The sequence below is a fragment of the Evansella halocellulosilytica genome (assembly GCF_002335745.1).
Classification (GTDB): Bacteria; Bacillota; Bacilli; order Bacillales; family Salisediminibacteriaceae; genus Bacillus_CA; species Bacillus_CA halocellulosilytica.
In genome coordinates this window covers 1,069,690-1,085,041 of the sequence record NZ_NIST01000001.1, presented here as the reverse complement: position 1 = coordinate 1,085,041, position 15,352 = coordinate 1,069,690, and the positions used below count along the sequence as shown (strand labels likewise).

The window sequence follows — 15,352 nt, the reverse complement described above, 5'->3', positions numbered from 1 at the left end:
TTTATTTTTGTATTAAGAGTAATCTATTTTGATCCGGGTCAACGACTTGGAAGCGATCGCCACACGTATGAGTACCGACTTCACCTTCAAGACGAACACTTTGTTTTTTCAGTTGCTCAAAAAAGGATTGTACGTCAGAACATTCGAGTTCAAAGAGTGGTACATAGTGATCATGTCGCTTATAGTGCAGCTCGTACTTTACCTCTTCTTCATGGAGTATGGCTGCCGGACCGGTATCGCCAAATTGAATAAATGCATTCGTTACATGTTCTCCTCTTTGTACTTCTCTTAATAGCTTGCAGCCAAGCTTATTTACGTAAAACTCTACTGAAGCCTCCACATTTGAAACTGGGATATTTATGCAAGCAAAACCAGTTATTTGATTTGCCATACGTTACTCTCCTCCTGTAATGTGGTAGTAACAATCGTAGTCCGCAATGATCGACTTATTCCTTCTCCCATTCATGTGTATCCTCCCATACATGAAATTTATTACCATCTAAATCTTTGAATGTTAACTGTAACCCGCATGGACCACCGTCGTTAATTGGTGTGACTTCTACATTTTGTTCGACGAGATGCTCGTAGAAGGCTTGGATGTCGGTTGTCTCAAACGTCAACGAGTACATCTCATAGTCGTCTCCTCGCCATTTATCTGTGACAAAGTTGGTATTCGTTTTGTGCTTTGCTTCGATTAAGAAAAGCCAATCCCCGTTACCGAGCTCCATCGTCATTTCATTTGGATTCAACCGCTTGATGTTTAAACACCTTTCATACCACTTAACTGCTTCTTCGGCGTTTGATACCGGGATGTAATTACAATGAACCTTTTTCACCAATTGCTTCGTTTTTACTTCACTCATTCTCATCACCTCTTTTATTTATTAGCTGACGCTGCTCGGAATCTCAACTTTCCTACCAACGACAGTAAACGTTTTCACAAATATGTTTATTTTGCTTTCCGTTGCACCATGATCATGACGACTCATCTACGCTTATACGTTAGACATCCCTACCCTCATTCCGATTCGAAATCGACATTCGTGGATTACTTAACTTCATTTCTTATCGAATTTTTGACTGTTTAGAAAGGCTTTTGTCAAAAAATAGTTAAACAAACGTTTGATTAATCCGTACCTCTTCAAGTTTCATATGGAATTGCGAATTGCCATAATTCCCCACGTGCCTGGCACATGGGAATTCATTTCCATGTGCCAGGCACGTGGAAGTAATTGGAATTGGCTAATCTTTGATGCGCATGTAGACTTCTAGTTGCTCTTGGCTGTCGTCTCTTGGGTAATAGATTTCGATCAATTCGTGGTCAAGGTCCACTTGTTCTTCTCGTCCTATGAACCAGTTATCAAGAGCGGTATAAAACTCGCCCATCCGACTAACATCAAATATGTCAGATGTAAAGATAAAATCTCCCGTTAAATAGAGCTTCTTCATGTCTGAGGGCAATTCTGCTTGGAAATCTTCATGAACAAGAGCTCCGAGGTGAAAATACCCTATAGTATGGTTCTCACTGCGCTTCGGTTCATATACAATCGCTCTTGTAAACCTTGATGATCCGACTATTTTCTCGTAATCCTTTTTAAAATCTTCTTTAGCTTCGGGAATAATCATCGGGTAATCTTCGAACTTCCCGGTATACTTTTTTCCAATCACATAAAACTCTTTATTTTCTCTATAAATGTTCACTCTGTTTCCACTCCCCCTTTTAATGAATCCATTTTTCGCAGTAGTATGCTTTCATAAATCCATGCAAAACTTCTAATTGTTCAACCCCTTGCTCTTCCGCTTCCTTCGCTTTTTTTAATAATTGGATTGCGCGATCGGCTTGTTCACGATTTGCAGGTTCACCGCCATGAGGAAAAGGAAACATCTCCCGAAATTCAATAAGTGCTTTGGCAACGTCTGCATAATGCTTCGCAGCCAAGCCGGCAAACTTACGTACCCCTCTTTCAACAACGTTTGTGCCGTCCCATTTTACAGTGAGTTCATATAAAAATTTTGCTGCGAATTCCCTTGCATCAGATACGACTTGCGCATTATACGCATTTCCGTTCGGGTCAGCTCCTCGTTTTTCCAGCACGTCAATCCAAATATCATAAGCGTTAAGACCGGTCACAAACTTCCCTTCAAAAATGTGCTGCCACTCACGACCACGAGCATGGTCTATAATCATATCTAGCGCCATCCGCAGCATTTCGTATTTTGAATGCGGCAATGATTCACTAATGGTAGATGCGTAAAGCACACCTCTCACATCGGCAAAATCCTCATAGGTTACTTCTCCGTCACGCGACGTATCTTTTGCGTAAAACACTTTTTTGTTGTCATCATAGCCATAAATTAACCCGAATTCTGGGATGAACATGTCAAAGACGATTGCTGGAATACCTCGATCAACAGATTCCTGAATAAGTTCAATCGTCTGCTCAAGAATTTCCGGTGTAATCGGGGCTTCACCATCAGCAAGATTGCTCGTAAAGCCTAAATTACATAAGTTGCGACGCACAATATAACCCCCTGGCATCGCAGTAGGACCTGCAACATTGATTTCCTTCAGGTCAATGTTGATTCGAAAGGCGTGACCTGTTAGTCCCATCACATCGACTAAATTCAAGTCCTTCTTTTCGGTATATTTGACAGCTCCGTGAATTGCAGCTGCTGCGGACGTCCAAGTTGACGTCCAATCTTCCTTTTTTAATGTAAATTGTGTCATCTGAATCACCCCTTACCGTTAGATTACAGGTTTGGAAAGAACTCTTCGCTTCGATAACCCTAATTCAGCACGCTTTGATACATAGTTTTGGATACAAATCCGTAACCGCTCTTTTTGGACTTTAGATCTCGATCGAGAAATTGTATTATAGACGTTTGCTTTTGATGTATTGAACAATTTTGCGATTTCTAGCGGTGGAAGGTCATCAAAGAAGTAAGCTTCAAATATTCTTTTTTCACGACTGCTTAAACAGTGGAGTAACGACCTGATCCCTTCAATGACACTTAAGCGCATTAAATGCTCTTCAGGGCTGTTTTCTTTTGCCTTTTCGGATGCCGAACACGAAACAAAAAATAAGATGTGATCAATGTCCCCCCAATCGACCGATAAAGCAGATAGTTGTTTATAATCAGGACCGCAATCAAAAGAAGTAAAGGGCTTTTCATTTTTATGCTTCGTGCTACGCATGTTCATGTACGCTTGGTTGTAAACAATCTGCTTTAACCAAGGTGTAAACTTTTTTGTATCGAGAAGCGTCCCTAGTTTTATAAACGCTCGAAATAACGCTTCTTGAACAATATCTTCCGCTAAAAATGTGTCCTTCGTTACAGAATAAGCCCATCCATGAGCTTTTGCTCGGTGCACCCTTACTAGCTCACTAAACGCTTCTTGATCTCCATTCCTTGCTTTTTCAACTAATCGTTCACTCGCTCGATCATTCTGAAAAGGGGCGTCTTGATGGATAATTGAAGGTCGTTCATTTTTATTCACGGCATTTGTCATCATCGAAATAAGATCTCCTTCCAAACCTTTCTACCTTATAGATGCAGCTGGAGTTAAAAATCTATCTTTAAAAGTAAAAAAATTTCAAAAATTTTCTTTTTTATTATACAATGCTCTCATAAAAAGAAAAGAGGCTAGCTCCATTCTATTGAGCTAACCTCGATCACAAAACTTTCTTCATTTTTTAGGACAATGCTATACACCTTCTACGAAGCGGACAACATTTTCACCACATTGCTTACACTTACCTTCTAGGGTAAGACCTTGATTGTCATCTTTTATTTCATAGTCCACAATGGTCGTCACTCCACAATTGCGACAAAAGACGTTATGAATGAGTTTTTCTTGAAAATCCTTTGGGACCTTTGCCCATTTTTGCGCTGCTTTTATGACCGACATACGATCCCTCCTTTTTTAGAAGCATTTCCCTTACTTCCGTGCCTCAAACGTCATGACTTCACTATCTTTTTTTGGCTCATTTCCATATTCGTAATCAGCAGAAACGGTAATGTCCTTGAATCCGACTTTTTCTAGGACAAGTTTAAATTCTTCGACACCATACCATCGTAACGGAAATTGTTCAAGTTCCGTTTCGATAAGCTTTTTGTTATGCCATTTTTCATATTTATTGTGAGAGAACCTCGATTGTTTCATAAAATCTACAGCGATGATCGTTGATTCTAGAGTGATCAGATCACCTTCTTTGTTTTCCCATGTTCGTATTGTTCGTTTCCCTATTTCATATTCGGTCGGGATGAAAAGATCAATGATGAGACGTCCGCCAGGCTGGAGGTGATCATAAAAGCATTGCAGTGCATTTAATGATTTTTCACGTTCATCTAGTAATAGGAACGATCCTGTCGGAACAATGACAGCTTCATATTTTTCAGGGAGTGAAAGTGCAGACATATCCCCTTCGATCAGCTTCGGCTTTATGTTGTGTTCGTCGCAATACTTATGGCATAATTCAAGCATATAAGGCGAGTAATCGATCCCATCAACGTCAAAGCCTTCATTGATTAGCGGAATTAAGATTCGTCCTGTACCGACTGCAGGTTCTAGTATTCTCCCTTTCACACCCTTTAAGCGTTCTTTGTAATACTCTACATCCCCGAAAGAATGCCCAATCGGCTTGTCTAAATCATATACTTCTGTTGATAATTTACTATAAAAGCTATACATCATGACACCTCATTTTTTCTACTTTTAATAATCATTGTTGTTGGTACTATGTTTGCTTTGTCATACGAGTACCAGCCGTTCACGTGCTTTGGAATTTGCTCTTCCTTCAATGAGACTTCCTCGACTATTTTTTCCACTGTGAATCCTTGATCAATCAACGTATTTACGTAAGTGCTAACCTTTAGTTGCTGCATCATTGCCTTTTGTTTCCACGCTTCATGATCGTAAGGTCCTTCTTCATGATAGGATTTTGCAAAAATGAAAGTATGATCATTTTGGCGAACCCGGTTATAAAACGGATGTTCCCAACTAAAAATAAATGTGCCTCCAGGCTTTAAATAGCGATTTACATTCGCTAACGTTTGATTCAAGTCTGCTGTCCATCCTAATGCATAAATGGAATAGACAATATCAAAATAATTGTGCGGCAAGCCTGGATCTTCCTCCATCGGCGATTCAAAAAGGGTGACCGGTGCAATGCAGTTTTGAAGAACCTCTTTCGCTGTTTCAATTTGTGTACTTGATAAATCTAAGCCCCATAGTTCACAGGCACCTTGTTCGTCCATATACTTTAAGGAGTGCCCGCTCCCGCAGCCAATGTCGAGTACACGTAAGTCTCTTATCTCGCCAAACAAATACAACTCGTCTTCTGTTGGTGCGAGTGGCCCATACTCCGGAAGAGGATTCCTTGCAAAAAAGCGTTCTGCTACCTCATCCCAGCTTTCTTTATTTATTTGAAGTGTTTCTGTTTTCATTTTAGATTCCCCCAATCCTCATAAGAACATATATTCTGTATTAAACGGGCTTTCCCTTTAAAAATTTGGAAAATTTTTTCGGATTCACATACCGTTCCAAATTATACGACTTTCACATGCTGCACAGTTAATTGATAAGGTACGAACATTTGCGTTCACTTATCATCCTTCGAAAAATTTTAAAGTGTAGTTTCATAGAAATGAGTAACAGTTTGATCCACCGTATGTATGTTGCTTGCTCACGTTTGTTCATTACTTCAAGCCCGGTTCTAGGTTACTTTAATTTTTATAAGTATAAAAGTCAGATTTAGTGGCGATAATAGGTGATGAGCACAAGTATACCCCCCATTTTTTTAGCCCAATGTTTAATTACGAGCATTGGGTTTTTTTACGATATGAATTTATTAATCGAAGGGACCGTCCAACTAAACGTTTTCGCCATTAAAATTTGTACGAAATCATAAGAGTTTCTAGGCAATAATGATAGAAAAAAATCATCAAATCTATGTATAAAAGCTAGATTGTCTGGAAAAGATATGATTATAAGTATATCCCCCCTTTCTCAGAGTCCGGTGCCAAGAGATCTAGCACCGGCTTTTTTTGTGCCATCAGAATTTATAAAACATCTGGATGATCGTATAACTGTATCTAAGGCTTTCACCCTTAAGATTTGCACAAAAGCATCAATTGCTTGCTGAGAACTCTTTCACGATAATCCACGTTTTGTTTATGCAAACGCAAAGACAAATCGACATATTTCGGGAAGTGCCTGTCACTTGATGAGCTCATCGCGGTCTGGTGCTTGCGGGGGCTCCTCAAGCCAGCCGTTTTTGATCATGATGTTTGCTCCATCTTCTGCATAAAGCGATATCTCTGTTAATAAACGAGCATATTTTAATCCAATATCCCTTCGTGGACTTGCTGCCAATGCAACACCGTAATTACCAATTCCTGCTGCTGACATTGCAGTTATTTGAAACAGCATCAGTTTATCTGAAAAAGGAGAGACGGTAGAATCCATCACTGCTGTATCCCACATACTCGGTGATGGGATATCGTTTGTTTCGAGTATTTGACTAAAAACCATTTTATGCTTTTGGGATATTTCTTTACCTCTGACGAAATAACCTAGTACTTCCTCAGATTGACATACTTGTGCAAAAGCGACGATTAAACTATTTCCGATTGTGTTCGTTTGAATATTAAGGAAAATATGGGTTAACTCGACTGAATTGATAACTCGCTGCTTTCCAAACATCTTCCCTAAATAATCTTGGTCTCTCACAAACTTCGCTTCTTTCGGAATCGGAATATATGGAGGTCGATTATGTATCCCTTTTTCCTGCATCATTTTTTTGATATCACAATTTAAAACTGTTGCATCTTGTGTAACGTTTTTAAAAAATTGAACGATATCTTCCCGGCTTACAGTACTGATCGCTAAACCTCCTGACTGCATGCCAATAATCGACATATGACTTAAATAATACAAGTAAAAAATGTCAGAAAACAATCGTGGAGCCTCCGCATTTACATCATTTTCTGTAAACCCGATCGGGGTCGGGAAGCCTTCCCTATTAAAAAACTCTATAAGAAAATCAATATGTTGATTCGCACTTTTCAGCGCTTTTACAAGTATCGAACGAACTTCTTCGTCATCAACGTGAGCTAAAAAATAATTGATAACATGTTTTAACGCTGAGTCATTTATATATTGGCTCCATAGATTGGACATTTCAGCAGACGTTAACCTCATATCAGTTTTTCTATTCATTCCCTTCCACCTCCTAGTAATTGTCAGACAGTATTATGCCCATCATTTAACCAAAAAATTCGACAAGTGCCTGGCACTTGTCGAATTGTCAAATATGAAAAAATGCTCAAAAGCCGTGAACAGGTACCCTGTCCACAAAGCTTTTCTTACATATATTATTTGTACGAGGTAACTCACAACTCGTAATTTACTTTAAAATAAGGAGGTGAATTGTTATGTGGAATAGAAATCACAAACCTGCACCACCCTATTTCAAAAATAACCACAGACCGAAAGCGCAAAAAAATGCCGTCTCTCCAAGTGCCAAAACATCTCCTGCTAAACCTGACATTACAAAAGGTCACACGATTATAAAGTCACCTGTTGTATTAGCAGAAACTACGGTCCAAATTGACTTGAATACGACAATTAAATTCCCTGAGCCAGTTCTTGAAATTAAAGACATTAAGAAGAACTTAAAGCTCACACAATGTCGTCTCTTATTGCCAACTAAGAAGCTATTTTTAAGTGGGTTTGTTCGTAAAAACATTCAATATGCTTCACCGAAATACGGCTCACCTCACTCTGTCATTTCCAATATCCGATCAATCACAAAGGATGTCCCGTTTTCAGCTGTAGCTGAAGTTGACTTTATCAAAGAGCCGAAATTCAGTGTTCAGCCTGATAGAAATGAGTTCACATTTTTTACGACTTCCCCGCTTCCAAAAGGTTTTGCTCAAAAAGAAGAGTTGATGTCTGGAGACCTTTCTCAATTTGACCAAATTAGCGGAGAGAATTTTAACGAGCTACCGTTTTGTGAATTAGTGTCTAGTCGCTTCTTTGAAATGGATTCTGCTTTAGACCGAAAAATGGGTAAAGTGAGCAACCATAGAGGTGAGTGCATTCAAGCACCATTCGAAGAAGGTACTTTTACTTCTGTTGAAGAAAAAATGGTACTTGAACTTACACTCAAAGTCCTTCAAAATCAACAAGTACGAGTAGATTCTAAATAATCACCGTGTTCTTAAAGCTATCCCCCGATGGATAGCTTTTTTTATTAGAATCTAATTTGCTAAAGATGAAGTTTTCCTCTTCATTGGACCTTTCGTCCACTAAAAGTATATTCATCTTGCTTGTCTAACGTGACAAAGTGCCAGGTTGTTAGTGATCGTGTTCATCATGGGTCTATCCGCGAAAATGTTGATTTCTCTTGTAAAAACTAGGTTATATCAGCAAAAATTTGATTTTATCCTGTAAGAAATTCGATTTATCCGCTAATTAGAATTACGATAAAGTACTCCGCCCCCGACCTAACATTTCACAATAAGTATCCGCCCGTAAAACGGGCGGTTTTAATTTCGCCCTATAAGGGCACTTTACCACCAGAGTCCCTTAAGGGACCTTATTTAATTTGGTCCGTGTCAAAAGTTTTTTGAGGATATCCCTTTTCATAATCATATAGAATTCGAAATCGCTATAGGCGGACGCTTTCACTCCAAAGCACAAGTGCGACATCTACTCGTGCTGCACTTCGTTTGCATTCGTAGTGTCTTCTTTGCAGCGGGCAATGCCTCAACTTCCTAGGTGTCACACTGTGTGCACCTAGGGGATTTTCGACGATTGCTTTTCCCGCCTGAGTCACCGCCTGGCACTCTTTCGAGTATATGATGACATTTAAATAACATTCTAATAGCATACATAGAAAAAACGAGTTGGGGGAAGTTGTATCTCAGCTCATTTTATCTCATTAAAGGGCTTTTGTTATCAAAGAAACTTATGTTCATTTCGTATCCATCATTTAAGATAATAAATGACATAACGCAAATAAAGTTGTCATCAAAAGGGGGAAGGTACTGGGACTGTCTCTTCCTCTACTAGTATGGCTCTGCCGATTATCCGTCGAGACAAATCGGTGTATTTTCGAAGAAGTAAAGCTCTTTCCTACGGAAAAACGGACGAGTTGAGATCCCTTCGAGCTTGATCGAAGTAGCTCAACCGTTCGTCCGTGGCAAAGAAGACACCGTGAATACGAACAAAGTGAAGTAAGAGCGGATGTCGCACTTGTGCCCTGGGGTGAAAGCAAGCAGTATACCTTCCAACTATTCTTACTTTTAAAGAGCTCTCACGAATACAACCCTTAAAGGTTTATTTTCACACAGGCAGAGCCTGTGGTTTACAAAGAATACAATAAAAAGACTTAGAGAACGAAACAATCCTCTAAGTCCATTTCTAAATATAAAATATATACATGAAAACAAAAGCAGCAACATTTGGCAAAGCTACAAAGAAAAGTTTCCCTGCAAGCCCGGTTCTTTCCCGACGTTGTTGTTTTGACTCTGTATGAAAATGAGCTCGATTGGCATCACCATTATTTAATGCTCCTGAAAAAATACCAGATAGAATGAAACAGATAACTGCTACAGCACCTGAAAACACGAAGATAATGTTGGCATCTTGCATAACGGCTGCAACAAGACAAATTGCACATACGATGGCAAATCCGACATACAACGCTTTTAACATTTGAAACACCGTTCCTTTCTTTTTAAAATCGTCCCTAGAATCGGTTTTCAACATATTAATATGGATACGTATCATTTGAGCAAATGTTTCATACTGCCATAAATGAATCTCATGAAAAGGCGAACCGCATTATGCAGCTCGCCTAAAACTTTAAATATTCCTATCCTAGTCCTCTTCTAATAAGGTTCGCTGTAATCGGCCTTTTATCTAACTCCCTTGACCAAATGGAAAGCTGACCGATGTGATGGATTTCATGCGCAATAACATGGCGGACGACTTCACCATAAGAAAATACCTCAAATGTTTTCGACTCATCCTCTTCTTCCCAACGAGATAAATATTCTTGTATTTCATTTCTACACTTGTCTGATAGTTCAATGATTGCGTTCAGCGATTGATAATCTTCATAACGATAATGGTATTCTTTTTTGCCTTGCAGCCCGTTTATCCATGCCTGCTCAACATCGACAATATGATGCAACGTTTTTAATATACTCCCCATCCCACCTGTACGCTCTCGTGTTAACTCATCAGGATCAACACTTTTACACCATTCGAACCACTCGTCCCTTACTTGCCAGTTATACTGAAAAAAAGTATACAATGTTTCTTCCTCCTATTTGCGATTTTTTAGCAGCTTCCTTTTTCGAAAACACTTATGACAACTTTTCTTCAATTTGCTTTAAATGATGTTGGTCATGTTTGAGAAAGATTTTTATAAAACTTTCCGGTGAGAATTGCCGTTTTCCTTTTCCAATTGTAAACCTAACATCTCCTAAGTCCATTAAGTACTGTATTAACTTTTTTCTTGTTCGCACAAAGGTTTCAATAATCTCATCCACTGGGACGTTTTCCAGTTGTGACATCGCTGATTCGTTAAACTCGTCGTGATCAGGAAATGGTGGTAAAGCGTTCCCTTCAGACATGTTTGGGACCATCTGTTCTAAATTGTACTGATCCCATGAATACATATGCCCAACAATTTCTCTGATTGACCATTTTTCTTCTCGAATCGGTTCACATAGCTCAGATTCAGTTACATCCTTTAGTTCCAATATTCTGACAATCGTTCCTTCAAAGTGACTTAATGTATTATTTTGCATCTTACCCTCCTCTATGGGCGACATGTTAGAAGTTATTAACACAATCATACACAATACTGACCCGAAAGACAAGAACATATATTCGCATTCCCAATCATTTGTCCACATCGTTTTTAAAAAATGTTAAAATATTCATATTCTTAAAAGTGCCTTAAAGGTACTTTTCTTGTTGCTATAATGCCATTGCCACCAACGCCTGTCAGAGTTGATGTTCTCTATTTGCCGAACATACCTATTTCAAAAAGGAGCAAAGCGATATGGAAGCATTTATATATGGATTCATACTAGCATTCAGTCTTATTTTGCCAATGGGCGCACAAAACGTCTTTATTTTTAACCAAGGGATGAATCAGCCATCTTATTCAAAATCATTGCCTGCGATATTAAGCGCATCGATTTGTGACACAATTTTAATTATCATTGCTGTCTTTTCAATGAGTATCGTTGCAGATTTGTTTGAAAGCATGAAACCGGCGTTGCTAATCGGAGGATTTATCTTTTTGCTGTATATGGGCTGGACAATTTGGAAAACCAATGTAAGAAATGGCAGCAAAGAGCCACCTGCTACCGCAAAAAAACAAGTGATATTTGCCTCATCTGTTTCGCTGCTTAATCCGCATGCATTGCTTGATACTGTCGGGGTCATCGGGACACAATCACTGCTATTTTCAAACATTGATAAATGGATGTTCATGACAGCAACGATTATTGTCTCTTGGATCTACTTTTTCCTGCTCGCCTTGGTAGGACGAATCATTGGCAAAAAGGATAAAAACTTTACGTTTCGTACAGTGATTAATAAAATTTCAGCGATCACAATGTGGATACTTGCTGTCTACATGCTCTTTCATATTTAACCCCTGCAGAACTGAACTCAAAATGTCGAGAGCAAACATTCAGCCCTTGCTATTCTAGTAGTGTAAAGGAGGTCATTTACATGGATTCGCTTGAAAAAATGAATGGAGCATTACAGTATATTGAGGATTATTTAACCGATGAGATCGACATGAAGGAAGTCGCAAAAATTGCCTGCTGCTCAGATTACCATTTCAAACGTACGTTTTCGTTTTTAGCAGGGATTTCACTATCCGATTATATCCGGCGTAGGAGATTGTCACTTGCTGCACTTGATTTAATGGAAAGTGATACTAAGGTGATTGATATTGCGATAAAATATGGCTACTCCTCTCCAGATTCATTTACGAGAGCGTTTCAAAGCTTACACGGCGTCACGCCATCAGAAGCTCGAGCTCACAAACATTCATTGAAAGCCTATCCTCGAATGACATTCCAACTAACCATTCAAGGAGGAACAGAAATGAATTACAAAATCGAAAAGAAAGATGCTTTCCACATTGTCGGGGTAAAACGAAGAGTAAGTGTCAGTGATGAAGGAGTTAACCCTGGAATCGCCCAATTTTTAGAGGAAGTTACAGATGAGTTAACAACACAATTGGAAGGGTTATCAAACATTGATCCTTCTGGGATCCTACATGTAAATACAAACTATGTTGAGGATAAAACGGAAGAAGGCGAACTTGATTATTATTATGCTGTGGCAACGACAAAATCGTGCCCAGATAACTTAAGCCAGCTCGGGATTCCTGCATCAACTTGGGCGATTTTTGAAGTAGACGGTGAATGGTCAGACATTCAAGACGTTTGGGGAAGAGTCTATTCCGAATGGTTTCCCGCATCAAATTATGAACTATCGGATAGACCTGAAATTCTCTCAAGCACCCATGAAAAAACCGAAATTTGGATCCCCGTGAAGAAAAAATAAATAGTTAGAAGCAGCCCTCCTCGAAGGGCTGTTTCTTTATTATTTGGATATATATGTTAAGGATGTTAAGCTGAACAAAAGAAAGATTGATTTACGGGAGGATTCTATGAAAAAAAATATTGTTTATTTTGCAATTATAGCAGTTCTCGTCATCACCGTTTTAATCGTTTTTAATGACCCAGATGACCAATTAGCGGCTAAAGAACAAGAGATCACATTTGAACAATTACAAGAGGGAAACACACAATTATTAGCAGAAATCTCTCATCTAGAGGAAGAGCTAGATTCAGTAAAGTCGATTAATTTTCAAGATTTCCTTCATGCCAAAGACGTAGTAGAATCATTCTACGCTAGTGAAACAATCGGCGAGGTAAAAAACTTCCTCACCGATCATATCCAATTTTCAGACAATCTCAATGGAGATGAGGATCGTGGAACATTACACATTAATGGTGGTAGTGGATTAAAGGAATGGCTGCCAAATACACTCGACCAATTTGAATTAAAGAAACTTGGAAATGAAATGGGAAACATCTCCTTAACCTACACTTCTAACACTAATAAGAACATTTCAATAACATATATCATCGCTGAAGAAGATGAAATCTGGAAGATTGATCACATAAGTCGGTAGTTTTCGTTTTAACTAAACACTCAATTAGTGGATATACATAATTCGTTCATACATAAAAACAGGTCCAATATAATGGATCTGTTTTTTCAGCGTTTCAGAACGATGTCGCTTTCACTCATGCTTAAGATACGATTTTCGCCACAAACGTTTCTATTCATTTCCTTATGCCAACCAGATTTATTACATTAATTCCCAGGGAACAATCGTTATATTTTACATATAATGTAATATAGACGCAGAATAAGTTTAAGGAGAAAAAGATGAAACAAAAACAAATTGCATTAATCTTGTTCATTTTTATATTAAATATTTTCGGGAAGTCTTGGAGATATGTTCCTAAATACTATAGAAGTTTAATTTTCATCAGCTTCTTGAACTCACTCTATTATTACATTTGTAAAAGACACCTAGTGTGGGAGTTTAACACGAGAGGGGTAAATTGGAGATTGCTGCGAGCCATCCAAACATTTTTTATTACTCCGTCACTCGTCATTCTCTTTTTATCCAAGCTCCCTGATACACTGTTAAAACGAATTGTCCACGTTATCAAATGGGTCACGTGTTCCTCTCTTATTGAACACTTTATTCATAAAAAAAAGATGATCCGTTTTAAATATGGCTGGAATATTTATTGGTCAACCCTCATTTATATAAAAATGTATGTATATAGTTATTTATTTTATATCAACCCTTTGTTTGCTTGTATTCTGTCATTATGTTCACTTATCTTTTTCATCATCACCTTTCAAGTTCCGCTAACGACAAGGTTTTTAAAAGGTTCAATAACGGTTCTCTTTCCAAAGAAAGGCAGATTGCAAATGCTCAAGCCAAAATGTTAAAAACATTCATAATCCATCACTTTTTCCCACGTTACAGACTGATTTCAACATAACGAGGCACATGCTGTTTGAACATGTGCCTCTTTGTTACTTGTTAAGCTTTCCGATTATACGTCCGATAACAGAGAGAACTACTCCTAGTAAAAATACCATGTAAATCGGTACATCAATTGTTGGACCGAATTCAGGTATGAAGTAATAAAGAGCTAGAAAGACTCCAAATATAATTGCCCCAAATAAGAAAGCATAAAGGAACTCCACCAATTTTTTTACTCGTTTAAAACAAGTAAAACGAAGATACGAAAAAACACTATACAGAAGGATAAAAAAGATCACGACATTTATACTTAATAAAACAATCCATGAGCCAAGATGGTACGTTTTTGTTAAGTCATCTAATCCAGTGAAAAATAAAATGATTTGAGAAACCACTTGGAAAATAGCTAACGTTGCAAATAAGTAAATCATCCATTTTATTGCAGTTGCGATTTTCTTTTTGGTGACCATTTGCGGCAGTTCTCCTACGATATCGTGTGCAAATTGTTTCGGATCGTTTCCGAAAACATCTGCTGCTGTTTTGCCAGCTTCTTGCGCTTCAAGCAAATGATCAAGTATTTCCATTAATATTTCTTCCGTCTCTTGCTCGGACTTACTGAAAGACGTGCGAATATAAATAAGCATATCACCGTAAATTTTTTGATTCTCTTCCGTCAATTCCTTACGCTTCTTATTGTTTTCTTTCACTAAAACTTCCGCATTCATTATTCCCTCTCCTCCTTATCTAACAGCTGATCAACCGGTGTCTTCAATGCATCCCAGTTTCCTTTAAATTCGTTTAATGACTTTTTCCCTTTTTCAGTTAACGTGTAATATTTCCGATTCGGGCCGCTTGGAGACTTTTTCATCTCCCCTTGAATGAGCTTGTCTTTTTGAAGGCGCAGCAAGATTGGGTAAATCGACCCTTCACTCACTTCGATCCCATAGTCATGCAATTTCACAGACAACTCATAACCATAAACGGTTTGCCTTGAGATGATCGCAAGAATACATCCTTCGAGAATCCCTTTTAATAATTGACTTCGTATCGCCATTTTCCCACCTTCCTGTCATACAAGATAGAAATAGGCAGTAACTTGCAAAGCAAGATAGCACCCTTAAAAATGCGAGACTAATACCTTGTTATACAAGATAGCCTCTGAAAAAATTCAGCTATCATGCAATGCATAATAGCTGCTTAACCTAATCATAACTGGGCATTATCGGAAATGC

General features: G+C 38.4%; 19 protein-coding genes. 5 read left to right on the top strand and 14 right to left on the bottom strand.

Annotated features, from left to right (window positions below; genetic code table 11):
- Nucleotide 1: 1 nt before the first annotated feature.
- The 9 genes from CD001_RS05155 to CD001_RS05115 all read right to left on the bottom strand — a co-directional run bounded on the left by CD001_RS05155 (nt 2) and on the right by CD001_RS05115 (nt 7,222).
- Nucleotides 2-391 carry a VOC family protein gene (locus tag CD001_RS05155; protein ID WP_096186495.1) on the bottom strand — a complete coding sequence of 130 codons (390 nt, stop codon included), beginning with the start codon at nt 389-391 and terminating at the stop codon, nt 2-4.
- Nucleotides 392-446: 55 nt separating this feature from the next.
- A complete protein-coding gene (locus CD001_RS05150; RefSeq protein ID WP_179298606.1) occupies nt 447-863 on the bottom strand; it encodes a VOC family protein in 417 nt (138 codons plus the stop codon).
- Between the two features lie 379 nt (nt 864-1,242).
- On the bottom strand, nt 1,243-1,701 hold the full coding sequence (locus CD001_RS05145; protein WP_096186493.1) for a hypothetical protein: 459 nt from the start codon (nt 1,699-1,701) through the stop codon (nt 1,243-1,245).
- A gap of 19 nt (nt 1,702-1,720) precedes the next feature.
- On the bottom strand, nt 1,721-2,728 hold the full coding sequence (locus CD001_RS05140) for a hypothetical protein (protein WP_096186492.1): 1,008 nt from the start codon (nt 2,726-2,728) through the stop codon (nt 1,721-1,723).
- An 18-nt stretch (nt 2,729-2,746) separates the two neighbouring features.
- Complete coding sequence (locus CD001_RS05135; RefSeq protein ID WP_096186491.1) at nt 2,747-3,514, bottom strand: RNA polymerase sigma factor; 768 nt, start codon at nt 3,512-3,514, stop codon at nt 2,747-2,749.
- A 192-nt stretch (nt 3,515-3,706) separates the two neighbouring features.
- Nucleotides 3,707-3,910 carry a hypothetical protein gene (locus CD001_RS05130; RefSeq protein ID WP_096186490.1) on the bottom strand — a complete coding sequence of 68 codons (204 nt, stop codon included), beginning with the start codon at nt 3,908-3,910 and terminating at the stop codon, nt 3,707-3,709.
- A gap of 30 nt (nt 3,911-3,940) precedes the next feature.
- Nucleotides 3,941-4,693 (bottom strand): class I SAM-dependent methyltransferase, encoded by a 753-nt coding sequence (locus CD001_RS05125; RefSeq protein WP_096186489.1) that lies wholly within the window; start codon nt 4,691-4,693, stop codon nt 3,941-3,943.
- Nucleotides 4,693-5,448: a class I SAM-dependent methyltransferase gene (locus tag CD001_RS05120; protein WP_096186488.1), complete on the bottom strand. Its 756-nt coding sequence runs from the start codon at nt 5,446-5,448 to the stop codon at nt 4,693-4,695. Before CD001_RS05120 ends, CD001_RS05125 begins: the two co-directional genes overlap by 1 nt.
- A gap of 772 nt (nt 5,449-6,220) precedes the next feature.
- The gene (locus CD001_RS05115; protein WP_096186487.1) at nt 6,221-7,222 is read right to left on the bottom strand and encodes a DUF3231 family protein; all 1,002 of its coding nucleotides are present in this window, start codon (nt 7,220-7,222) and stop codon (nt 6,221-6,223) included.
- A 215-nt stretch (nt 7,223-7,437) separates the two neighbouring features.
- Here CD001_RS05115 and CD001_RS05110 point away from each other — a divergent pair, with 215 nt between their 5' ends.
- A complete protein-coding gene (locus CD001_RS05110; protein ID WP_096186486.1) occupies nt 7,438-8,214 on the top strand; it encodes a CsxC family protein in 777 nt (258 codons plus the stop codon).
- 1,216 nt (nt 8,215-9,430) lie between these two features.
- Here the strand turns inward: CD001_RS05110 and CD001_RS05105 are convergent.
- The 3 genes from CD001_RS05105 to CD001_RS05095 all read right to left on the bottom strand — a co-directional run bounded on the left by CD001_RS05105 (nt 9,431) and on the right by CD001_RS05095 (nt 10,827).
- Nucleotides 9,431-9,724: a DUF5316 domain-containing protein gene (locus CD001_RS05105; RefSeq protein WP_096186485.1), complete on the bottom strand. Its 294-nt coding sequence runs from the start codon at nt 9,722-9,724 to the stop codon at nt 9,431-9,433.
- 160 nt (nt 9,725-9,884) lie between these two features.
- Entirely contained in the window at nt 9,885-10,328 is a 444-nt protein-coding gene (locus CD001_RS05100; RefSeq protein ID WP_096186484.1) for a DinB family protein, read from the bottom strand.
- Between the two features lie 52 nt (nt 10,329-10,380).
- Complete coding sequence (locus CD001_RS05095) at nt 10,381-10,827, bottom strand: DinB family protein (RefSeq protein WP_096186483.1); 447 nt, start codon at nt 10,825-10,827, stop codon at nt 10,381-10,383.
- A 257-nt stretch (nt 10,828-11,084) separates the two neighbouring features.
- Between CD001_RS05095 and CD001_RS05090 the strand changes: the two genes are divergently transcribed.
- From CD001_RS05090 to CD001_RS05075, 4 genes are all read left to right on the top strand, one after another.
- The gene (locus CD001_RS05090; protein WP_096186482.1) at nt 11,085-11,684 is read left to right on the top strand and encodes a LysE/ArgO family amino acid transporter; all 600 of its coding nucleotides are present in this window, start codon (nt 11,085-11,087) and stop codon (nt 11,682-11,684) included.
- Nucleotides 11,685-11,764: 80 nt separating this feature from the next.
- On the top strand, nt 11,765-12,610 hold the full coding sequence (locus CD001_RS05085) for an AraC family transcriptional regulator (RefSeq protein ID WP_096186481.1): 846 nt from the start codon (nt 11,765-11,767) through the stop codon (nt 12,608-12,610).
- 106 nt (nt 12,611-12,716) lie between these two features.
- Nucleotides 12,717-13,244, top strand: coding sequence for a bZIP transcription factor (locus tag CD001_RS05080; protein ID WP_096186480.1), 528 nt, complete (start codon nt 12,717-12,719; stop codon nt 13,242-13,244).
- A 260-nt stretch (nt 13,245-13,504) separates the two neighbouring features.
- Nucleotides 13,505-14,083 carry a CBO0543 family protein gene (locus CD001_RS05075; RefSeq protein ID WP_096186479.1) on the top strand — a complete coding sequence of 193 codons (579 nt, stop codon included), beginning with the start codon at nt 13,505-13,507 and terminating at the stop codon, nt 14,081-14,083.
- Nucleotides 14,084-14,170: 87 nt separating this feature from the next.
- Here CD001_RS05075 and CD001_RS05070 read toward each other — a convergent pair whose 3' ends face one another.
- Nucleotides 14,171-14,845, bottom strand: coding sequence for a DUF1129 family protein (locus CD001_RS05070; protein WP_096186478.1), 675 nt, complete (start codon nt 14,843-14,845; stop codon nt 14,171-14,173).
- A complete protein-coding gene (locus CD001_RS05065) occupies nt 14,845-15,174 on the bottom strand; it encodes a PadR family transcriptional regulator (RefSeq protein ID WP_096186477.1) in 330 nt (109 codons plus the stop codon). Before CD001_RS05065 ends, CD001_RS05070 begins: the two co-directional genes overlap by 1 nt.
- Nucleotides 15,175-15,352: the final 178 nt, after the last annotated feature.